The 21,192-nt window shown below is 71.1% G+C and carries 16 protein-coding genes and 1 riboswitch; of the genes, 7 read left to right on the top strand and 9 right to left on the bottom strand.

Annotation, left to right across the window (positions count from 1 at the left end):
• Window positions 1–69: 69 nt before the first annotated feature.
• Window positions 70–1,287, top strand: coding sequence for an FAD-dependent monooxygenase (locus MYF83_RS05895; RefSeq protein WP_248959140.1), 1,218 nt, complete (start codon window positions 70–72; stop codon window positions 1,285–1,287).
• Here the strand turns inward: MYF83_RS05895 and MYF83_RS05890 are convergent.
• Genes MYF83_RS05890 through MYF83_RS05870 form a run of 5 tightly spaced genes read right to left on the bottom strand, consistent with a single transcriptional unit; the run spans window position 1,277 to window position 7,176 of the window.
• Window positions 1,277–2,302, bottom strand: a complete 1,026-nt coding sequence (locus MYF83_RS05890) for a LacI family DNA-binding transcriptional regulator (RefSeq protein WP_248959139.1) — start codon at window positions 2,300–2,302, stop codon at window positions 1,277–1,279. The two genes, MYF83_RS05895 and MYF83_RS05890, sit on opposite strands and share 11 nt — an antisense overlap.
• 41 nt (window positions 2,303–2,343) lie before the next feature.
• Entirely contained in the window at window positions 2,344–3,960 is a 1,617-nt protein-coding gene (locus MYF83_RS05885; RefSeq protein WP_248959138.1) for a glycoside hydrolase family 13 protein, read from the bottom strand.
• Between the two features lie 49 nt (window positions 3,961–4,009).
• Window positions 4,010–4,873: a sugar ABC transporter permease gene (locus MYF83_RS05880; protein ID WP_248959137.1), complete on the bottom strand. Its 864-nt coding sequence runs from the start codon at window positions 4,871–4,873 to the stop codon at window positions 4,010–4,012.
• A 5-nt stretch (window positions 4,874–4,878) separates the two neighbouring features.
• The gene (locus tag MYF83_RS05875; protein WP_248959136.1) at window positions 4,879–5,874 is read right to left on the bottom strand and encodes a carbohydrate ABC transporter permease; all 996 of its coding nucleotides are present in this window, start codon (window positions 5,872–5,874) and stop codon (window positions 4,879–4,881) included.
• 3 nt (window positions 5,875–5,877) lie between these two features.
• The gene (locus tag MYF83_RS05870) at window positions 5,878–7,176 is read right to left on the bottom strand and encodes an extracellular solute-binding protein (RefSeq protein WP_248959135.1); all 1,299 of its coding nucleotides are present in this window, start codon (window positions 7,174–7,176) and stop codon (window positions 5,878–5,880) included.
• A 418-nt stretch (window positions 7,177–7,594) separates the two neighbouring features.
• Here MYF83_RS05870 and MYF83_RS05865 point away from each other — a divergent pair, with 418 nt between their 5' ends.
• Window positions 7,595–8,887: an ABC transporter ATP-binding protein gene (locus MYF83_RS05865; protein ID WP_248959134.1), complete on the top strand. Its 1,293-nt coding sequence runs from the start codon at window positions 7,595–7,597 to the stop codon at window positions 8,885–8,887.
• A gap of 71 nt (window positions 8,888–8,958) precedes the next feature.
• Here MYF83_RS05865 and MYF83_RS05860 read toward each other — a convergent pair whose 3' ends face one another.
• The gene (locus MYF83_RS05860) at window positions 8,959–9,591 is read right to left on the bottom strand and encodes an ACT domain-containing protein (RefSeq protein ID WP_248959133.1); all 633 of its coding nucleotides are present in this window, start codon (window positions 9,589–9,591) and stop codon (window positions 8,959–8,961) included.
• A gap of 136 nt (window positions 9,592–9,727) precedes the next feature.
• Window positions 9,728–10,975, bottom strand: coding sequence for a right-handed parallel beta-helix repeat-containing protein (locus MYF83_RS05855; protein WP_248959132.1), 1,248 nt, complete (start codon window positions 10,973–10,975; stop codon window positions 9,728–9,730).
• Between the two features lie 380 nt (window positions 10,976–11,355).
• Between MYF83_RS05855 and MYF83_RS05850 the strand changes: the two genes are divergently transcribed.
• The 4 genes from MYF83_RS05850 to MYF83_RS05835 all read left to right on the top strand — a co-directional run bounded on the left by MYF83_RS05850 (window position 11,356) and on the right by MYF83_RS05835 (window position 17,139).
• Entirely contained in the window at window positions 11,356–12,663 is a 1,308-nt protein-coding gene (locus tag MYF83_RS05850; RefSeq protein WP_248959131.1) for a sensor histidine kinase, read from the top strand.
• Window positions 12,664–12,836: 173 nt separating this feature from the next.
• Window positions 12,837–14,897 carry an N-acetylneuraminate synthase family protein gene (locus tag MYF83_RS05845; protein ID WP_248959130.1) on the top strand — a complete coding sequence of 687 codons (2,061 nt, stop codon included), beginning with the start codon at window positions 12,837–12,839 and terminating at the stop codon, window positions 14,895–14,897.
• A 14-nt stretch (window positions 14,898–14,911) separates the two neighbouring features.
• Entirely contained in the window at window positions 14,912–15,874 is a 963-nt protein-coding gene (locus MYF83_RS05840) for a glycosyltransferase family 2 protein (RefSeq protein WP_248959129.1), read from the top strand.
• Window positions 15,871–17,139 (top strand): polysialyltransferase family glycosyltransferase, encoded by a 1,269-nt coding sequence (locus MYF83_RS05835; RefSeq protein ID WP_248959128.1) that lies wholly within the window; start codon window positions 15,871–15,873, stop codon window positions 17,137–17,139. Before MYF83_RS05840 ends, MYF83_RS05835 begins: the two co-directional genes overlap by 4 nt.
• Window positions 17,140–17,201: 62 nt before the next feature.
• Here the strand turns inward: MYF83_RS05835 and MYF83_RS05830 are convergent, their stop codons facing one another.
• Window positions 17,202–18,473 (bottom strand): DUF6716 putative glycosyltransferase, encoded by a 1,272-nt coding sequence (locus MYF83_RS05830; RefSeq protein ID WP_248959127.1) that lies wholly within the window; start codon window positions 18,471–18,473, stop codon window positions 17,202–17,204.
• A 14-nt stretch (window positions 18,474–18,487) separates the two neighbouring features.
• Window positions 18,488–19,474, bottom strand: a complete 987-nt coding sequence (locus MYF83_RS05825; protein WP_248959126.1) for a hypothetical protein — start codon at window positions 19,472–19,474, stop codon at window positions 18,488–18,490.
• Between the two features lie 750 nt (window positions 19,475–20,224).
• A riboswitch (cyclic di-AMP (ydaO/yuaA leader) is annotated at window positions 20,225–20,369 on the top strand.
• Between the two features lie 15 nt (window positions 20,370–20,384).
• On the opposite strand from MYF83_RS05825, the gene MYF83_RS05820 reads away from it, so the two are divergent.
• Window positions 20,385–21,062: a CHAP domain-containing protein gene (locus MYF83_RS05820; RefSeq protein ID WP_248959185.1), complete on the top strand. Its 678-nt coding sequence runs from the start codon at window positions 20,385–20,387 to the stop codon at window positions 21,060–21,062.
• Window positions 21,063–21,192: the final 130 nt, after the last annotated feature.

Here is a 21,192-nt window from a genome sequence, read left to right as displayed (position 1 = left end):
GAGGACAGGGCTGTAGCGTCCGTACTGACCGGCGGTCAGCAGACTCGCCGGTGACTCCAGGAGGAGAGCATGCGGGCACGGACAGTGTTGATCTCGGGGGCCGGCATCGCCGGGCCGACGCTGGCGTACTGGCTGGCACGGCACGGCTTCCGTCCCACCATCGTCGAACGCGCGGCGGCGTTCCGGTCCAGCGGGAGCCCGGTGGACGTCAGGGGTCCCGCCGTGGAGGTGGCCGAGCGGATGGGCCTGATGCCGCGCCTGCGCGAGGCCGCCCTGAACATGACGGGCATGAGCTTCGTCAACGCCTCGGGGCGGCGCGTCGGCCGGGTCAACATGCGGGCCGTGCAACGGGCCGCCGGCAGCCGCGAGGTGGAGGTGCCGCGCGGCGAGCTCGCCTCGATCCTGTTCGAGGCGGGCCAGGACCGTGCCGAGCTGCTGTTCGACGACACCATCGTCACCCTGGACCAGGACGAGGACGGGGTGGACGTCACCTTCGAGCGTGCCGCCCCGCGCCGTTTCGACCTGGTGATCGGGGCCGACGGGCTGCACTCGGCGGTGCGCCGGCTGGCTTTCGGGCCGGAGTCCGGCTTCGTGCGCCATATGGGGGTCTATGTCGCGACCATGCCGGTCGACGGCCCGGCCATGCGCGGGCGCGAGATGGTCATGTACAACACGCCCGGCAGGGCGGTCGCCCTTCACCCGGTGCGCGGCCACGCCCTGGCGGCCTTCATGTTCCGCGGCCCGGAGGTGCCGGGCTTCGACCACCGCGACACCGGCCTGCACAAGCGGCTGCTGACCGCCGCGTACGCGGACGACCACTGGCGGGTGCCCGAGCTGCTGGACCAGGTGCGGGCCACCGATGACCTGTACTTCGACTCCGTCAGCCAAGTGCGTCTCCCTCAATGGTCGAACGGCCGGGTCGCGCTGCTCGGGGACGCGGCGTCCTGTGTGTCGCTGTTCGGGGACGGTTCGACCCTCGCCATGGCGGGCGCCTCCGTCCTCGCCGACGAGCTGGCCGCCGATCCCGCCGGCCACCGGTCGGCCTTCCGCCGGTACGAGACCAGGCACCGGGTGCTGGTCGAGCCCAGGCAGCAGGGAGTCGCGCAGGCCGCGTCGCTGCTCATCCCGGCGACCAGGGGCGGCATCGTCGCCCGCAACCTCGCCACCCGCCTGTGGCCGGCCGCGGCGGCCGGTGCGTGGGTACGACGCCGTCTCGCCGCGGACCGGGAGCCCGGGAGGACGGGGCCGGCCCAGTCGCCGGCCGAGTCGATGGAGGTCAGCGGTTGACGAGGGGGCCGGAGCCGGTGGAGCCGCGGACGACGAGCTCGGGCTGGAAGACCAGCTCGATGTTCTTGGGCGAGGCTCCGCTGATCTCCTCGAGCAGCGTCTGGACCGCCGCCGAGGCCATCGCGCCGATCGGCTTGCGGACGGTGGTGAGCGGCGGGTCGGTGAAGGCGATCAGCGGTGAGTCGTCGAAACCGACGACCGAGACGTCCCCCGGCACCGACAGGCCGCGCTCGCGGGCGGCGCGGATCGCGCCGAGCGCCATCAGGTCGCTGGCGCAGACGATGCCGGTGCAGCCGCGCTCGATGAGCGCCGACGCGGCGGCCTGCCCGCCCTCGACGGAGAACAGCGAGTGCTGGATCAGCTCCTCGCAGTCGGAGACGCCGAGCAGCTGCGACATCGCCTGCGTGAAGCCCTCGATCTTGCGGATGACCGGGACGAAGCGCCGCTGGCCGAGCGCCAGGCCGATGCGCTCGTGGCCGAGGTCGACCAGGTGCTGCACGGCCAGGCGCGCCGCCATGCGGTCGTCGGGAGAGATGAACGGCGCCTCGATGTGCTCGCTGTAGCCGTCGACCAGGACGATCGGCAGCCCGCGGTCGGTCAGCCTGGTGTAGCGGTCCATACGCGCGGTGGTGTCGGCGTGCAGCCCGGAGACGAAGACGATGCCGCTGACGTCGCGCTCCAGCAGCAGCTCGGTGAACTCGTCCTCGGGGGCTCCGCCCGGGCTCTGCGTGCAGAGCACGGGCGTGTAGCCGTGCTGGGTCAGCGACTTCTCGATCGCCTGGGCGAACGCCGGGAAGATCGGGTTGTCCAGCTCGGGCGTGACCAGGCCGATCAGGCCGTGGCTGCGCTGGCGCAGCCGCTGCGGGCGCTCGTACCCCATGAGGTCGAGCGCCGTCAGCACGAGTTGCCGGGTGCTCGCCGACACGCCGGACTTGCCGTTCAGGACACGGCTGACCGTGGCCTCGCTGACACCCGCCTGGGCCGCGATGTCGGCGAGCCGCGCGTTGCCGTTCATCGAATCTCCTTGAGCAAGGGGGAGGAGGTCAAGGGGTTACTTTACGCATCGCCGAGCGCCCACCACGCTGCGGAATCGGGCGCCAGCCGGACGGTCTCCCCCTCGACCGCCACGGGGGCGCTCGCGAGGAGCAGGTTTCCGGGGCGAGGCAGCTCGACGGGCTCGCCCGTGGTGTTCACGGTGCAGGCGAACGCCTCGTCCCGGGTGAACACCAGGGTTCCGGAGGGGGACTCCCGCCAGGTGAGGGTGCCGTCGCCGAGGGCTGGGTGCTCGCGCCGCAGCCGCAGCGCCGCGCGGTACAGCGAGAGCGTCGAGCCGGGGTCGCCGAGCTGGGACTCCACGCTGAGCGGGCCCCACTCCTCCGGGACCGGCAGCCAGGTCTCCTCGATGCCCGGCGGGCTGAACCCGAAGGGCGGTTCGGAGTGCGCCCACGGGATGGGGACCCGGCACCCGTCGCGGCCGTCGTCGGGGTCGCGCAGCCGCTGCGGGTCCTGGCAGACCTCGTCGGGCAGGTCGAGCACCTCAGGGAGGCCGAGCTCCTCACCCTGGTAGACGTAGGTGGAGCCGGGCAGGGCGAACATCATCAGCGCCGCCGCCCGGGCGCGGCGCAGGCCGAGGTCGCCGTGGCCGTACCGGGTCACGTGCCGCTTGACGTCGTGGTTGGACAGGACCCACGTGGTGGGCGCGCCGACCGGGCCGACGGTGGCGAGCGACTCGTCGATCACCGCGCGGAGCATCTCCCCGTCCCACGGCGTCTTCAGGAAGTGGAAGTTGAAGGCCTGATGCAGCTCGTCGGGCCGGACGTACCGGGCGAGGCGCTCCTGTGACGGCGCCCAGGCCTCGGCGACGCCGATGCGCTCGCCGTCGTAGGAGTCGAGCACGCGGCGCCAGGTCCGGTGGATCTCGTGCACACCGTCCTGGTCGAAGTACGGCAGGACGGCGGTGCCGAGCATCTCGACCTGCCCCGCGGAGCCGATGTCGGGCAGCCCCGGCGCCTTGACCATGCCGTGGGCGACGTCGATGCGGAAGCCGTCGACGCCGAGGTCGAGCCAGAAGCGCAGGATCGCCTCGAACTCGGCGTGGACCTCGGGGTGCTCCCAGTTGAGGTCGGGCTGCTCGGCGGCGAACAGGTGCAGGTACCACTCGCCGTCGGGCAGCCGCGTCCACGCCGGGCCGCCGAAGATCGATTCCCAGTCGTTGGGGGGCAGTTCCCCCACCTCGCCCTTGCCCTCGCGGAAGAGGTACCGCTCACGCTCGGGGCTGCCGGGCCCGGCCTGGACGGCCGCCTCGAACCAGGCGTGCCGGTCGGAGGTGTGGTTCGGCACCACGTCGATGATGACCCGCATCCCGTACCGGTGGGCGTCCTCGATGAGCGCCTTGGCGTCGGCGAGGGTCCCGAAGATCGGATCGACCTGCCGGTAGTCGGCGACGTCGTAGCCGAAGTCGGCCATCGGGGAGGTGTAGAAGGGCGTCAGCCAGATGGCGTCCACGCCCAGTTCGGCCAGGTAGTCGAGCCGGCTGCGGACGCCGAGCAGGTCGCCGACGCCGTCGCCGTTGCCGTCGGCGAAGCTGCGCACGTAGACCTGGTAGATGACCGCGTCCCGCCACCAGCGGGTGCCCGCCTGGACGGGACGGGCTTCGCGGACCACGTCGGTCATTGGGATCCCCCGATTCTCCGAAATATCAGAATCTGATACCACGGTGGTGTTACGACTTCGTGGCACCGGCGGTAAGGCCGGTGACGAGGTGGCGCTGGACGAGCAGGAAGACCACCGCCGCCGGCACCGCGATCAGCACCGAGGAGGCGGTCAGCAGACCCCACTCCGCCTTGTGCTGGCCGACGAACTGCCCCAGGCCCACGGCGAGGGTGTACTTGTCGTCCCCGGTCATGAACGCGGTCGCGTACGCGACCTCCGCCCAGGCGGTGATGAAGGAGTAGAACGCCGCGACGGCCAGTCCGGGCTTGGACAGCGGCAGGATGAGCCGCCAGAACGTGCCGAAGGGAGTGAGCCCGTCGACCCGTCCCGCCTCGTCGATCTCCACCGGAACGGTGTCGAAGTAGCCCTTCATCATCCAGGCGCAGAACGGGACGGTCGTGGTCAGGTAGGCGATCACGAGGCCGGGGAACTGGTTGATCAGCCCCAGGCCGGCCAGCAGGTTGTAGATCGGCACGATCAGGGTCGCCACCGGGAACATCTGCGTGATCAGCAGCATCCACATGATCGACCGGAAGCCCGGGAACCGGAAGCGGCTGACCGCGTAGCCGGTGGTCGCCGAGAGCACCACGCCCAGCGCGGTGGTCAGGAGGGCGACGAACAGCGAGTTGAACAACCAGCGCGGGAAGGCGGTCTGGCCGAGCACCTGGATGTAGTTGTCCAGGCTGGGGTTGTTGAAGAGCTGAACCGTGGTCGACTGCCAGGCGTTCCTCGGCTTGATCGAGGTGAGGATCAGCCAGGCGACCGGGAAGACCGCGACCAGGCTCGTCACGACGAGCGTGGCGTGCAGGGCCAGCGACGCGCCCGGTCGTCGCGAGTAGCGTCCCCCGGCCCGCGAGGTACGCGCGTGACTCACCGTGCTCACCATGCCTCCCCCTGCTTGCGTAGCGCCCGGCGGTAGCCGACGGCCATGACGACGAGCAGCGCGAGGATGAGCAGTCCCCACGCGGCCGAGCCGGAGTAGTTCCTGATGCCTTCGAACGCCTGCCGGTAGGCATAGGTCACGAGGATCTCGCTGGACCCGCCGGGCCCACCCTTGGTGACCAGGTAGATGACCGGGAACTGGTTGAAGGTCCAGATGGTGCCGAGCAGGACCACCGTGCTGGACACCGGGCGCAGCCCGGGCAGGGTGATGTGCCTGAAGCGCTGCCACGGCGTGGCGCCGTCGACCTCGGCCGCCTCGTACAGCTCGCGCGGGATGGCCTGCAGGCCGCCGAGCAGCGCGAGCATCATGAACGGCACTCCGAGCCAGACGTTCACCGCGATGACCGACGCCTTGGCCCAGAACGGTTCGTCCAGCCAGCTGATGCCGCCGAAGCCGGCGGCGCGCAGCATGGCGTTGACGACGCCGAACTCGCCGTTCAGCAGGTAGCGCCAGATGAACGCCGACACGAAGGCGGGCACCGCCCACGGGAGGACGAGGAGCATGCGGTAGAGGGAGCGGAAACGCAGCGGCCGGTTGAGCAGGAGCGCGAGGCCGAGGCCTATCCCGTAGTGCAGCGCGACGCAGACGACGGTCCAGATGATCGTCCAGGTGAGCCGGGAGAGGAACTCGCTGGAGGTCACGATGTCGATGTAGTTGGCCAGCCCGACGAACTCGTACGTCGAGGGGATGTGGTTCATCCCGATCGTGCGGCCCATGTTGGCCTCGGTCGCGTCGGTGAGCGACAGATAGACGCCGCGCACCAGCGGGTAGCCGATCAGCACGAGCGTGACGACGACGACCGGCGCGCACATCGCCCAGGCGTACCAGTGCCGGGAGAGGAACCGGCCCGCCCTCCCTTGTGGCTTGGGGCGGCGGGCACGGCCGCGGGCGGTCGCGCCCGCGGCCGTGCCGTCAACGACCTGCGTCGTCATCGGTCAGAGGCTCCAGCCCTTGAGGATGCCCTGGTAGGTTTTGGCCACGTCCTGGAGCATCGGCTCGGTGGCCGTGCCGCCGGTGGCCAGCTTCTGGTAGCCCTGAACGAGCGGCTCGTACAGCGAAGCGGCCTCGGGGATCCAGGGACGCTCGACCGCGGCCTCCATCGGCTTCTGCCACTGGGCGATCTTCGGGTTGGCGGTGGCCTCCGCCGCGCTGTACGCGGGCGTGCGGGTGGGCAGCAGGCCCAGCTTGCCGGCGATCTTGGCCTGGCTCTCGGTGGAGGCCATGAACCGGGTGAACAGGTAGGACGCGTCGAGGTTCTTCGAGCCGGCGTAGACGGTGTAGTCGTGGCCGCCGACCGGGGCGCCGGACTTCACCGAACCGGCCGGAACCGGGGCGACACCGAAGTTGTCGGGATTGTCCTTGAAGACCTTGCCGCCGAGGTTGTCGGTGTTGGACCACGGGCCGTTGAAGATCATCGCGACCTTGCCTTCCTTGAAGGCGGTCTCGGCGTTGGTGTAGCTGTCCTGCACGGCCGGCTTGACGGTCGCACCGGACTTGATCAGGTCTTCCACGATCTTGACGCCCGCCACCGTCTGCGGCGACGAGATGGTGATCTTCTTGCCGGCCACGTCGACGAAGTCGCCGCCCTCGCCGTAGATGAACGGCAGCAGGAAGTAGGCGTCGACGTTCAGCGCGATGCCGTCGGCACCGGTCTTGGACTTGACGTCGAGGGCGACCTTCTTGAGGTCGGCCATGGTCGCCGGCGGCGCGTCGTACCCGGCCTTCTTCAGCAGTTCCTTGTTGTACAGCAGGCCGAGCGTGTCGGTGACCTGCGGGATGCCGTACGTCTTGCCGTTGTACTTGCCGCTCGCGGCCGGGGAGGCGAGGAACTCCTCGGGCTTGTCGACGGCGGCGGTGCCGTCGAGCGGGGCCAGGTAGCCGAGGGAGGCGAACTCCGCGACCCAGCCGACATCGGTGCGGAGGACGTCAGGCGCGCCCGAGCCGCTCTGCGCCGCCGTCTTGAACTTGTCACGCGCGTCGGCGAACGGCACGTTGACGTAGTTGACCTTGATCTTCGGGTACTTCGCCTGGAAGTCCTTGATCAGCTCCTGGAAGACGGGACCCTCGTTGGTGGCGTCGGAGGTGTCCCACCACGTCACCTCGCCGGAGACGGCCGCGGCGTCGACGCTCTTGGCCGGGGCGGCCGACTGGTTGGTGGTGTCCTCGCCGCCGCAGGCGGATACCGCCAGCGCGAGCGCCGCGGCTGTCGCCGCGACCGAGATGCCTCGCCGCATTGTGTGCACTCCTTGCTCAGCTCCATTGCCCAGAGGTTCGGCGTCGCCGCCGCCTCCCCGAGGGCAGGCGGCATCACCGGGGTACGCGGAACGTAACAGCCATGTGAACTGACGTGAAAGACCTTTCGGAAACTTTCTGCAAATTGTGACACGTCCGTCATTACACGGGCATTACCCGGACCGACCAGGCGAGCGGTACTCATCGGCACCAGAGGGATCACACGGTATGTAACCTCCCAAGGGCCTCACCGGTCGGCACCTTTCCTGACCTCAACGAACAGACAACGGTCAAGTAACCGGTAGATGAGCGTTTTCTCACGCCACGTATGGACACGACGGCCCGGCACGCGATGTACTACCTCATCAATCACAATGACGGCTGGATCCGGGCTTCCACGCCCGGGAGGAACGAGTGACGATGAGTACCGTCGTTCTCGACAGCGTGACGAAGGTGTACCCCGGGGGGCATCTCGCGGTCGATCGCATGAACCTGCGCGCGGAGGAGGGCGAGCTCCTCGTCCTGCTCGGACCATCGGGATGCGGCAAGTCCACCTTGCTCCGCATGATCGCCGGCCTTGAGGAGATCACCTCCGGAGACCTCTACCTCGACGGGCGGATCGCCAACGACCTCGCTCCCCGCGACCGCGATGTGGCGATGGTCTTCCAGAACGGCGCCCTCTACCCGCACCGCAGCGTCCGCGGCAACCTCTCCTTCCCGCTGGAGATCGCCAAGGCCGACCCGAACATGATCAGAGAACGGGTCATCGAGCTGTCCCGCGCCTTACATATCGACGAGACGCTGGACCGCCGCCCTGGAACGCTCTCCGGTGGGCAGCGCCAGCGCGTCGCCATGGGCAGGGCCATCGTCAGGCAGCCGTCGTTGTTCCTCATGGACGAGCCGCTGTCCAACCTGGACGCGGGCATGCGCACCGAGCTGCGCATGGAGATCTCCTCGCTGGTCCGCGCGCTCGGCGTGACGACGATCTACGTGACGCACGACCAGGTCGAGGCCCTCACGCTGGCCGACCGCATCGCCATCATGAACCGCGGCATTCTGCAGGACGTGGGCACCCCGGGGCAGATCTACAACGACCCGGCCACCGCGTTCGTGGCGGCGTTCCTCAGCTCGCAGCAGCTCAACCTGCTGTCGGCGATGGTACGGACCCCGCAGAACCAATACATCTCCCTGGACTTCGGGCTGCACCAGATCACGATGCCCTGGACCGATCCCCGGGCCTACGCGGTCTCCCAGCACACCGGCAGCCAGATCATCGTCGGCATCCGGCCGGACGGGCTGACGCCCATCCCCGAAGGCGTCGACGGCCCGCACTTCACCGGCAGGGTCAGGGCGCTTGAGTACCACGGCCACGAATGGCTCGCCTACCTGGAGGTGGGCATCCCCGCGGTGCCCGCCCCGGAGCCGGGTCCGGCGACGGTCAACGGGTACGCCAACGGCAACGGGCACGCCGCCGGCGGCCCGGCGAGCAAGGTGCGCGCGGTGATGCGGCGCCTGATGTCCGGCGCCGAGGAGCAGGTCGCCGAGGAGGCGCCTCCCGTCGGCAGCGGCCACCACCGCCGCGCCGACCTGGTGGTGCGGCTCGGCTCCCGTCCGGTGTGGCGCGCCGGGGAGCACGGCCGCGTCGCGGTGGACCTCAGCAGGCTCATGCTGTTCACGCAGCAGGGCAACCGGATCGACCCGCCCCGCCGCTGAGCGGCGCCCTCCGCGCCGCCGGCTCCCGCCGCCGGCGCGGCTTCGCCTTTCCGTCCCGGGTCCCGGCCGCGTCATGCCACCGTACGGTCCACGGTCGAGGTCGCGAGCAGCGCGACGATCTCCACCACCCGCACGATCTTGTCCAGCTCCACCTGGTGGAAGGCCGGCCCCTGCGAGCGGGCCACGACCAGGTGCAGACCGGCGGCCCGTACCGGCAGGCTGAGCAGGTGCAGCGGCCCCTCGCTGAACGCCGACGGCCGCAGCGGCGTGAGGTCGGGCATCTCCTCCACGCCCGGCGCCTGCCAGCTCCCGTGCACGACGGCGCCGGTGTCGGAGTCCACGGCGACGGCCCACTCGGCGCTGACCAGGTCGGGCACCGCGTCCACCAGCGTGACGAAGGCCCTGCCCGCGTCGGAGGCGACGTGGCCGAGCAGGTCGTAGTCGGGGCTGGCGCCCGGGATCTCCCTGGTGGGCCACACTCCCTCGATACGCACACCCGGCACGACCGACAGGCGTTCGCGCAGCTCGTCGGGGACGAATCCGCCCGGCCACGACAGGGTGAAGTCGTCCACCGCCCGGCCGCCCTCCCGCTCCAGGACCGTGACCTGGAGGATGTCCGCGCCGAGAACCCCGAACGCCCGGGCCACCTGGCCGAGCACGCCGGGACGGTCAGGAAGCGACACCCGTACTCTCAGCACCTTCACCACCGCCTCTGTATGTCAAGCCGCGCCACGCGTACGGGCCGACCTCCTGTTTCTTTCATCCACTGCACCACGCCACACAGGGTTGCCGATGGAGGTTTCACGAATGTTCCGGAGATATGTACGAAATAAGTCCAAGTCAGTATTGATATGCACCTGCATCCGGATTTTTCGAGCGGCGGATGGCCCGTCCCGCCACGTCGTGGGCCATCGACGCCCCGCCGTACCAGGATGCCCCGAGCGGCACGCCCTGCCCGATAGCGGGTGACCCCTCGCGTAGCCGCAGGTCACGGCGGCTCACGAAGCGCGGGTCGGCGCGGATCGACCGGTGACCCGGCTTGAACTCCCCGAGCTTGCCGTCGTACACCCCGCCCGCGTCGTCGATCCCCGAGCCGTCCTCGAACCCCACCGTTCCACCGATCTTGACGATGTTGTTGCGCAGTCTGAGGACCTTCGTGGAGCAGCCGTCCGCGCAGGAGAAGCCGATGGTCTCGCGTGCCGGCAGGTACACCGAGTTGTGCACCGCCACCGTGCCCCTGACCGGGCCCACGATGTGCCCGGCGCCGCGCGTGATGAGGAACGAGCCTCGCTTGCGCGAGGAGGTCACCACGTTGTTGGCGAACAGGTTCCCGTCGGAGGTCGCGCCGGGCCGATGGCCGAGTTCGGTGAAGGTCTCGTTGTCGCGAGCGACGTTGTGCGCGACGATGTTGCGGTCGCCGTCGTAGATCTCCACGGCCGCGCCGTCGGTGACGTAGTCCTGGCTCGCGGCGTAGCTGCCGACGATCAGGTTGCCGACGACCCGGTTGTCGTCGCCGTTCAACAGCACCCCGAACGCGCCGGAGTCGTTGTCGGGCTCGGGGTCGTCGACGCTCATCCGGTCGTTGCCGACCATCTGGCTGTTGCGCAGGACGTTGCGCCCGCCGCGCTCGCTGATCCACACGCCCGTGACGTTGCGGTCGGCGTACAGGTCCCACAGGTCGTTGTGGCGCCCGTCGACGCGGAAGCCCGCCCACCCGCAGTCGCTCGCCCGCAACTCCGAGACGCGCCAGTACGATCCGGTGACGACCACGCAGTCGTCCTCCCTGCCGCTGATCTTCGGCCGCGCGCCCTTGCCGTAGGCGCCCACCGTGATGGGCCGCGCGCTGGTGCCCTTGCCCTTGAGCGTCAGCGTGCCCTTCCACTTGCCGCCCCGCTTCAGCAGCAGCGTGTCCCCCGGGCGCAGGCGGGCCGAGCTCGCCCGCTCGAGCGACCGCCACGCCTTGCCGGGAGACGTCCCCGGCGCCTCGTCGTCGCCCTCGCGGGGATCGACGTAGAACACCTTTCCCGCGGCTCCGGACCGTTCCAGATCCGGCGCGGCACGGCCGGTTCCGGCTTGTGGTCCGGCCACCGCCCCCGCGGGTTCCTCTGGTAGGGCTCGCGCCGCCGCCGGAACGGCGAGCAGCAGAGAAGTCAACGGTAAAGACAGACCGGCTCGCCAAGCTTTCGGCGCCATAACCCCACACTTTGGTTCAAAAGGATCGCTGCCGCACACGGTAGCGGTCAGCGCCCCCCACCGGGAGACCCCAACCTGCGGCAACCGGATCCGATGATCCGGCACGCCGGACGCTAAGCGGCGGAGCCCCGCGATCCGGGCGCTCGCCGGGGGAGTTTGCCATCCCTTGGAAACGTCTTTCCCGGCTCGCGGATCTTGAAAGAGATCGGCGCGAGTAGCCTTTGCCAATGCCCCTCCCATGGGCCGCCATCTGGCCTCGGTCGATCAGAGGGCGGGTGACCCTCCTTGCCCTCGTACTGGCGGGCCTGTTCCTGATACCCCTCGGCGTCGCGGCCGACATCGTCATCAGAGGCACGGTCGCCAACGCCATCTGGCGTGAGACCAGGGAGGCCGCCTCGCGGGTCGCCGTGGCCTACCGGGACGCGGAACTGCGCAACCCCATCGCCCCCGGCCCCGACGACGTCACCGTCATCCAGGTGGTCGGCCCCGGGCACCACATCCTGGCCTCGACGGCCGAGGGCCAGAAGCTGCCGCCGCTCAGCGACCTGCGGCCCGTCATGCCGCACGACTTCGTGGACTTCACGACCTGCCAGAACTTCTCCACCGACTGCTTCCACGTGACGGCCACCCTCGCCGGCGCCGCGCCCGGCTCCCCCGTCGTGTACGCCGCCGCGCACACCCCGGCCGTGCTGTCCACCCGCGTCCTGGACGTGGCCGTCGGCCTGCAGATCGCCGCCCTCGCCTGCCTGGTCGGCTGGACCACCTGGAAGTCCGCCGACCGCAACCTGCGCATCATCGACCACATCCAGGCACAGCTCGCCCACATCACCGCCAGCGACCTGTCCCGGCGCGTCCGGGAGCCACCGGGAGACGACGAGATCGCCACCCTGGCGAGGACCGTCAACAGCACCCTCGCCCGCCTGGAGCACTCGGTCGAGCAGCAGCGCCGGTTCGCCGCCGACGCCTCCCACGAGCTGCGCACGCCCATCGCCGGACTCCGCGCCCAGCTCGAGGAGGCGATGTTGCACCCCGAGGAGACCGACGTCGGCACGCTGGTGCCCGGCGCCCTGCGCGACACCGACCGGCTGGAGACCATCGTCACCGACCTGTTGTTCATGGCCAGGCTCGGCTCGGGCGGGCCCGCCGCGCAGGAGAGCGTCGATCTCGGGCAGCTGGCCGCCGAGGAGATCGCGCGCCGGCCCGCCCGGACACCGATCATCGCGGACCTCCAGGAGGACGTGACCGTGCTCGGCGTGCGGACCCACCTGTTCCGGGTCATCGGCAACCTGCTGGACAACGCCCAGCGGCACGCCGCGAGCACGGTGAGGGTCGAGGTGTACGCCTCGCGCGGCTCCGCCGCGCTCACCGTCACCAACGACGGCGACCGCATCGCCGAGCAGGACCGCGAGCGGGTCTTCCACCGCTTCACCCGGCTGGACACCTCCCGCAGCAGGGACAAGGGCGGCACCGGCCTCGGGCTCGCCATCGCGCGCGACGTGGCCATCGCACACGGGGGAACGCTGCACGTCGAGGACGTCCCCGAGGGCACCCGCTTCGTGCTGCGGCTGTCGCTCATCGAGTGAGGGGCGGCTCCCTCCCCCGGCGGCCGGTGCTCCAAGAGTTAACAGGAGTGACGCTGGGCGTTCAGCTCGCACTCCCCTTCCTGGACGGTGCCGCTGGTTAGCGTGCATGACACCTTACGAGCGCGAGGCCGCCGAGGCCGGCGCGCTCGCACGCCGCATATCAGGGAGTCACCTTGCGAGTCCTGGCCGTCGTCCCCGCCCGTGGAGGTTCTGCGGGCGTCCCGCTCAAGAACCTGGCCAAGGTGGGCGGCACGCCCCTGGTCACCCGCGCGGTGGCCTCCTGCACGGGGGCCGAGCTCATCGACGAGGTGGTCGTCAGCACCGACCACGACGGCATCGCCGCCGCGGCGGCCGCCGCCGGCGCCCGGGTGATCGAGCGCCCCGCCGAGCTGAGCGGCGCGACGGCCTCCAGCGAGTCGGCGCTGCTCCACGCGCTCGACCAGCTCGACGCCGACCCCGAGATCGTCGTCCTCGTCCAGTGCACCAGCGCCTTCATCGACCCGGCCGACCTGGACGCCGCCATCGCCAAGGTGCTCGACGGCACCGCCGACGTGGTGTTCTCCGGCCTGCCGACCCACGAGTTCGTGTGGAGCGCCGGCGACGGCGGTGTGAGCGGGGTCAACCACGACCCGGCCCACCGGCCGCGCCGCCAGGACCGCGAGCCCGACTACCGCGAGACCGGCGCCTTCTACGCCATCCGCACCGCGGGACTGCGCGAGCACGGGCACCGGTTCTTCGGCACCGTCGCGGTCCAGCCCGTGCCCTCCCGCCACGCCGTCGAGATCGACACCCCCGAGGACCTGGAGATCGTACGGGCGCTGGCGCCGTTCGTGGACCGGCCGGGGCCGCTCGACGTGGACGCGGTCGTCACCGACTTCGACGGCGTGCACACCGACGACCTGGTCTACGTCGACCAGGAGGGCCGCGAGATGGTGGCCGTCAGCCGCTCCGACGGCCTCGGGATCGCCCTGCTCAAGCGGTCCGGCGTCAAGCTGCTCGTCCTGTCGACCGAGCGCAACCCGGTGGTGGCCGCCCGCGCCCGCAAGCTCGGCGTGCCCGTCCTGCAGGGGCTGGCCTCCAAGCAGACCGCCCTGCGCGACTGGCTCAGCATCGAGGGGCTGGACCCGGCCCGCGTGGCCTACGTCGGAAACGACCTCAACGACCTCGGCTGCATGGAGCTCGTCGGCTGGCCGGTCTCCGTGCCCGACGCCCACCCCCGGGTGCGGGCCGCCGCCCGCATCGTCCTCGACCACCAGGGCGGCGCGGGCGCCGTGCGGGAGCTGTGCGACCGCGTCCTCGCCGCCCGGCCGGTCGACGCCGAGCCCACGGCCGCGGGCCCGCGCGCCACGATCCGCGTCAAGGGCACCCCTGTCCAGATCGGCGAGTCGCTGGTCGGGCCGGGGCAGCCGGTGTACGTCATCGGCGAGATCGGCATCAACCACAACGGCGACCTGGACATCGCGCGCCGCCTCATCGACGTCGCGGCCGAGGCCGGCTGCCAGGCGGTGAAGTTCCAGAAGCGCACGCCGGAGATCGCCGTGCCGATGCACCAGCGCGACCAGATCCGCCAGACGCCGTGGGGCGAGATGACCTACCTGGAGTACAAGTACCGGGTGGAGTTCGAGGCCGACGAGTACACCCAGATCGCCAAGTACTGCGCCGAGCGCGGCCTGGACTGGTTCGCCTCCCCCTGGGACGTCCCCTCGGTGGACTTCCTGGAGGCGATGGACGTCGTCGCGCACAAGGTCGCCTCGGCCAGCGTGACCGACCACGAGTTGCTGCGCCGGCTCGCCGCCACCGGCAAGCCGCTCATCCTGTCGACCGGCATGTCGACGCTCGAGGAGATCGACCAGGCCGTGGAGATCCTCGGCACCTCCAAGCTGGTGATCATGCACTCCACCTCCACCTACCCGCTGCCGCCGGAGGAGGCCAACCTGCGCACGATCATCACGCTGCAGGACCGGTACGGCGTCCCGGTGGGCTACTCCGGGCACGAGCGGGGGCTGCAGATCTCCCTCGCCGCCGTCACGCTCGGCGCGGTGACCGTGGAGCGCCACATCACCCTGGACCGCACGATGTGGGGGTCCGACCACGCCGCCTCGCTGGAGCCGAGCGGCCTGGAGCACCTGGTCCGCGACATCCGGATCATCGAGTCCGCGCTCGGCGACGGCGTCAAGCGGGTGTTCCCCGGCGAGGAGGCGCCGAAGGCCCGCCTGCGACGCGTCACCGTCTGACCGGGGCGACGCCGGTGATAACGCTGTCGGTCGTGGTGCCGGTGCGAGATGGCGCGCCGTTCATCGCCGACGCGCTGGCCTCGCTGCGGCGCAACGCGCGGCCGGACTTCGAGTTCATCGTCGTGGACGACGGGTCGGTGGACGCGACCCCGCAGATCATCGACGACTTCCGAGACGAGCTGCCCGGCCTGACCGTGCTGCGCAACGCCTCCCCCGCCGGGCTGGCCGACGCCCGCAACCACGGCCTGTCCCTCGCGTCCGGCCGGTACGTCACCTTCCTGGACGGTGACGACTGGCTGGCGCGGGGGTACCTCGCCGAGCTGGTGGCCGCGATCGACGGGCTCGGCTGCGACTTCGTCCGGGTGGACCACGTCCAGGTCGAGGGGCGCAAGCGGGTCGTCCACCGCGCGCCGGAGGCAAGGCGCGGCGTGGTGCTCGACCCCCGCGACCGCATCCTGCCCGCCGGCGCCAAGACCATGGTGGACTACCCCTACGCCTGGGCGGGCGTCTACCGGCGCGCGCTCGGGGATCTGCTGGCCTTCCCCGGCCACCTGCACACCGCCGAGGACCGCCCCTGGATCTGGCGGCTGCACCGCGAGGCGCGCTCGTTCGCGGTGGCCTCCATCGCCGGGGTCTTCTACCGCCGGCTCGTGCCCTCCTCACTGACCCAGGTCGGCGACGAGCGGCAGCTCCACTTCTTCGACGCGTTCGAGCTGGTGTTCAAGCAGATCGAAGGCGAGCCGCACCTGCTGCCCAAGGCGGTGCGCACCTTCTGCGCCCTGCTGGCGCACCACCTGGAGCTCGGCGACCGGTTCTCCCCCGCCCTGCGGGCCCGCTTCGAGGCCAGGGCGCAGGACGTCCTCGCCGGCCTCCCCGCGGCCATGCTGGAGGAGACCGGGCTGGACGCCGAGCGCCTGGCCCTGCTCGGCCCGCTGCTCCCCCGACGTCGCACAGAGCCCGAGGAGCGCCTCTCATGACCCAGGTCTTCTACAGCTCCACACTGTTCGGGACGATGACGCTGGCCGCCGCGATGGACGCGGGCAGGTTCGGCCCGCACGACGGGCGCAGGATCCTGCTGGTGTCCAACAACGCCGCGATCCCGGAGATCACCCCGTCGCTGGACGAGGCCCCCGGCTTCGCCGCGCTGCGGCCGCGCTTCGACGAGGTCCGGTCCTGGAACGAGATCCTGGCACCGCTGCACCCTTCCGACTGGAAGGCCCGCGTCATCGAGGTGCCCATGCTCGAACGCCTGGTGCGCTCCTACCTGTCGCTGGACGACGGCCCGGCCGAACTGATCCTCGAGTCGGTGGCCGTGCCGCCGGCCAGGACGGTGGCGGCGCTGATCCGCGACTGCCCGATCACCGTGTACTCCGACGGGCTGATGAGCTACGGGCCGACGCGCGACCCGCTGCCGCAGGAGATCTCCGGGCGGATCACCCGGCTCCTCCACCTCGACCTGGTGCCCGGCCTCACCCCGCTCCTGCTGCGGGAGGTGGGCGTCGCACCCGACCCGCTGCCCGACGCGGCGTTCCGCAAGGTGCTGGAGGAGATGCCGCCGGCCAGCGGCCTGTCCGGCGACGCGGTCATCCTCGGCCAGTACCTCTCGGCCCTGGAGATCGTCACCGCCGAGGAGGAGGCCGAGCTGCACGCGGCCATGCTGCGCGCCCTCGCCGCGCGCGGGCACCGCAGCGTGCTGTTCAAGCCGCACCCGGCGGCCGGAGGCCACCACGCCCGCCTGATGCGGGCGGTGGCGCGCGAGCTGGGCGTCGAGCTGAGCGTGGCCGGCGAGACCGTGCCGGCGGAGGCCTGCTTCCTGGCGCTGCGCCCGAAGCTGGTCGTCGGCTGCTTCTCCACCGCGTTGACGACCGCGCACCGGCTGTTCGGCATCCCGATCGCCACCATGGGCTGCGACACGGTGCTCGAACGGCTCGCGCCCTACGAGAACAGCAACCGCATCCCGGTGACCATCGTCGACGCCACCGTGCCGCGCCTTTCGGAGGACGGGTCGATCACCGAGCCCCCGGCCGCCGACCTGCCCTCGCTGGTCGAGGCCGTCGGCTTCTGCATGCAGAGCGAGGCCTACCCGGCGCTTCGCGACGCCGCCGCCCGCCACATCGAGACCCACGGCCCCGACCCGCGCTACTTCAAGAACCGCCGCCTGACCTCCGTCGGGCTGCTGCCGGCCTCCGAGCCCGCCAGGCCCCGCCCCCTCAGCCGCCTGCGCCGCGCCCTCTCCCGCTAACCGTATCGACCCGCGGGATCGCCGACGCGGATCGATACGGCGGGCCGCCGCGAGATGCCGGGCTAGCCGAGCGCCTTCAGGTAGCGGCGCATGCGGCGGGCCGTGCGGTAGCCGGCGCGGAGCACGTTCGGAGGGACCTCCACCCGCAGGCGGGCGCGGCGGCGGGCGGCGGCGTGCTCGGGGCCCGCGAGCAGCGGCCGCACCGGGCCCAGCCTGCCCGCGCGCGCGTCCTCCACCAGCGTGCCGAGCCGGGTCACCCAGTCGCTCGCGGCCGGATCGTGGAAGTAGTTGGCGTCGCACCAGGCGGCGGCAGGCTGCCGGAAGTCGCCGCGGGCCAGGTCCTCCAAGGTGCCGAGGCACTCGCTGTCCTCGAAGACCAGGTTGATCATCTCCGCGCTGACCCCGAAGTCGGACAGGATCAGCAGGGGGACCTCGCCGGCGATCGCCTCCAGAGCGGCCGTCGAGCTGACCGTCACGAACGCCGCCGCCTCGGCGAGGTGCTCGTGCATGGCGCCCGCGGCGAACCGCACGGCGCCGGGGCGCACCGCGCCGGTCTCCGCCAGCGACCGCCACAGCCGCTCGTAGTGGTGCCGCTCGTTGTGGGTCTGGCGCTCGTGCTCCAGAGCGCGCAGCTTGACCACGACGTCCAGGTCGGGACGGTCATCGGCCAGCCGTGCCAGGGACAGCAGGATGCTCTCGCGCTCCTCCCGCCGCTTCGGCACCTTGGCCTGGGTGGCGAACACCACCCGGCGCTTCACGGGCGGGACCTGGGCGGCCCCGGGCGTGGCCGGGGCCGGGGCGGCGAGGGCGGGCGGGAAGACCAGGCGGTCGCCGGTGTTCCCGGCCCGGCCGCCGTGGTCGAGGTAGGGAAGGCGGGCCAGGGCCATCGAGCCGGCGGCGCCCAGCTCCTTGCCGATCCGCCCGAACTCCTCGACCTCCCTGCCGCTGTGCACGACGAACAGGTCACAGCCGCCCCGGTACAGCCAGGCCTTCTCGGTGGCGGGGATCGAGATGCCCGGAAGGCCGGACACGAGCGCCGGACGAGGGCTCAGCCCGTCGAACACGTCGCTCACGAGCACGTCCACCACGGGGCCCGTGCAGGCGAGGAGGATGGCGTCGGGCCTGACCCGCTCGGCGAGCCGGCGCAGTGCCCGCGCCGACACGACGGCGGGCGGGTCCGCCTCGGCGGACCGCGTCCCGCTGACCGCGGCGGCGATCTGCCCGAGAGAGGGCACGATGGGCGTGCGGACCACGGCCAGCGTCGAGGTCCAACCGGCCGGGAGCTGGTCGAGCAGGCCCGCCGCCCACTTCAGATAGGAGTCCGAATCGGCCACAGCGAGAACCCGGCTCAAGGAGAAGCCCTTTCGTGCGCGAACATCTGGAGATGCGATCGGAGGGAGACGGAGGCGGAGGGGGTCCACCAGTCGTCGGGGACGTCCACGGTCTCGACGGGCACGCCGCGCGTGGACAGCAGGACGCGCAGCGAGGTGACGGCCGTGGAGGGCAGGCTCAGCACGCGCTGGCCCGGGCGCAGGTCGCGCAGGGTCATCTCGACCGGGACCCCGCCGTCGTACACGGTGACGCCGGGGTGGTCGCGGACCGCCGCGAGGTCGCCCGGGTCCTCCCGCCGGTGCGGGTAGTAGGCCAGCGGCCCTTCGAGCGCGAAGAGCCAGCCGAGGTAGCGGTCACGGTGGATCAGCCCGTTGCGCACCAGCGAGGTGCCGAGGACCACCGTGTTCTCGCGCGGACGGGGATGGGCGACGGCGGGCTGGGAGCGCAGCCAGGCGAAGTCGTGGGTGATCAGCTCGGCCCCGAGCTCCCGCACGGCGTTCGCGAGCTTCGCGGGGACGGGCAGGGCCGTGAACACCGTGAGCCTCCCCGCCCTGGCCGCGGCCCGCAGGCGGATCCCGGCCGCGAGGCCGAGGGCGCGCCGGGACGTCCGGGCCTCGGCGCGGGCGCGCAGCAGCGGGGTGGCGGGCCCGGCGGTGAGCAGCTCGAGGAGGCGGATCGTGGCCAGGCCGTCGTCCACGACGACCATGCGCGCGGGGGCGGCGGTCAGCGACGTGAGCTGCATCCTGCCGGAGAAGGCGTCCCCGAGCACCCAGGCGGCATGGCGCCCGGGGCGCGGCATGGCCTGCTCGGCGGTCTCGATGCGCAGCCCGGCGGGCAGGTCGAGCGCGTCCAGCTCGGCGCGGGTCACGCGGAGGCCGGGCAGCCTGCCGCGGATCACCACACGGGTGCCGGGCCCGACCACTCCGGCGTGCCGTGCCTCGACCGCGCACAGCAGCTGGAGGGGGGACTCCACCCAGGCGACGGCCGACCCCTGCTCCCGCACGCGGCTTCGACCGTTCCTCTCCACGCCGGGCATTGACACGTTCACGACGCATGCAACGTAGCCGCGCGATCCGACGCGGGGGGGAACGGCCGATGAACAGCGGACAACGGCGGCCGGGCCGTTCCCAGATGGGGAAATGCCGGTCACGCCCGATAACGGCGATCGGACCGGACAAGAACGGTCAAGACGGGCCTATCCGCGGATCATGGACGGCGTAATCCGCTTTCCCGGCCGGGCGCGCCATTCCTTTCCCACGTGGATTTCCCGCCTCCCGACACCCGGCCGCCGGCGCCGGGCACGCCTCCCGGATCACTCCGGGCCGCGCCCCGGAGGGTGTCCGGTCGCGGGTCACAGCGGCCCCGTCAGATCACTCCTGTCGCGAGGGTGACGTTTGACAACAGGGGTGCCACTCGTCTCGAGTATCACTTTCACCCACGGCTGGGAGATCGTCCCTGACCTCCCAGAAAAGATCTCCCTTCTCTACCCCCGACTGAGGTCTTTACTCAGGCCGACGCAGATCAGCCGCGTGGTAAGCGGTTTCCGAGCCGACCGTCGATCAAGCGGAGGCGGCCCGCTTTGCCGTGGCGTCCCCAGAAGCAGCCAAGACGTTTGTCCTGTTTGCGGCTGTTTGTCCGATGTATTACTCTCATGGGAATCCCGGCACGGGAACCGCCCATCTGGGCGACTCGCCCATGCCGCCGGGATTGCCAAAGCGCGGCCGGTCCATCGCGGAGATCCATCTCCCGCCGTGACGTGCTACCGCCGAATCCGTATCACGCGGAGCCGGGGACCCACATCCCTTGGGGTGAATCGAGCGCGCCCGCGGACGCGCCCGTAGGACGAACCTTCACGCCCGAACCCGTCAGCTAACCCGGTAGGCGGCTTGGAAGAAGGAGTTTCCCACTTGTCCATGTTCATACATCGGCTTCTGGATACCCCGAAGAACCAACTGAAGGCTTTCGCGTTCGGCGGACTCGTGATCGCTCAGGCCGTGACCGGAACCGCTCTCGCGGCGCACGCCGACTCCGCCCCGAAGGACGGGATCGTCAAGGTCGCGGGCGGCGCGATGGCCAAGCACGCCAGGACCCCGGCGCGGGTGTCCGCGCAGCAGCTCCTCAGCCTCGCCGAGAAGCAGGTCGGCATCTCCGAGGACAGCGCCGGCGGGGGCACGAAGTTCCACAGCTGGTACATGAACTCCCCCCGGGCCAAGGAAACCGTGGCGAGAGACGGGGGCTCGATCGCCGGGTTCGCGAACGCCTCGTGGTGCGACATGTTCGTCTCCTGGGTCGGCACTCAGCTCGGCATGCAGGACACCGTCGGCAGCGACGCCTACACCGTCGAGCACGCCAAGTGGTTCGCCGCGCACGACCGCTGGGGCGACACGCCGAAGCCCGGCGCGGTCGTGTTCTTCGCCTGGAGCGGCCAGAAGGACTTCGACGACATCGACCACGTCGGCTTCGTCATCAAGGACAACGGCGACGGCACCATCAAGACCGTCGAGGGCAACACCGGCAACGGCGCCGTCGAGATCCGCACCCGCCCGACCTCGCAGGTCGCGGGGTACGGCTACCCGAGCTACGCCGCCTGAGGTCCCTCGCACCAGAACCTCACCCCAAAGGGCGCCCTTCCTGCCTCCTCAGAGGGGCGCCCCCCGTGGCGGGAGGGCGGGCGGCCCCCAACCCCCCCCCGCCCGCCCCCTCCGCGTCACACCCCCACCC

Source organism: Sphaerisporangium perillae (assembly GCF_023276435.1).
Taxonomy (GTDB): domain Bacteria; phylum Actinomycetota; class Actinomycetes; order Streptosporangiales; family Streptosporangiaceae; genus Sphaerisporangium; species Sphaerisporangium perillae.
Note: the sequence above shows the minus strand (reverse complement) of the source record. Positions and strands in the feature narration are given on the sequence as shown.

Excerpts from the sequence above, each read along its gene's own strand:
- MYF83_RS05895 (WP_248959140.1), top strand. The coding sequence starts at position 70 with ATGCGGGCACGGACAGTGTTGATCTCGGGGGCCGGCATCGCCGGGCCG.
- MYF83_RS05890 (WP_248959139.1), bottom strand. The coding sequence starts at position 2,302 with ATGAACGGCAACGCGCGGCTCGCCGACATCGCGGCCCAGGCGGGTGTC.
- MYF83_RS05885 (WP_248959138.1), bottom strand. The coding sequence starts at position 3,960 with ATGACCGACGTGGTCCGCGAAGCCCGTCCCGTCCAGGCGGGCACCCGC.
- MYF83_RS05875 (WP_248959136.1), bottom strand. The coding sequence starts at position 5,874 with ATGACGACGCAGGTCGTTGACGGCACGGCCGCGGGCGCGACCGCCCGC.
- MYF83_RS05870 (WP_248959135.1), bottom strand. The coding sequence starts at position 7,176 with ATGCGGCGAGGCATCTCGGTCGCGGCGACAGCCGCGGCGCTCGCGCTG.
- MYF83_RS05865 (WP_248959134.1), top strand. The coding sequence starts at position 7,595 with ATGAGTACCGTCGTTCTCGACAGCGTGACGAAGGTGTACCCCGGGGGG.
- MYF83_RS05835 (WP_248959128.1), top strand. The coding sequence starts at position 15,871 with ATGACCCAGGTCTTCTACAGCTCCACACTGTTCGGGACGATGACGCTG.
- MYF83_RS05820 (WP_248959185.1), top strand. The coding sequence starts at position 20,385 with ATGTTCATACATCGGCTTCTGGATACCCCGAAGAACCAACTGAAGGCT.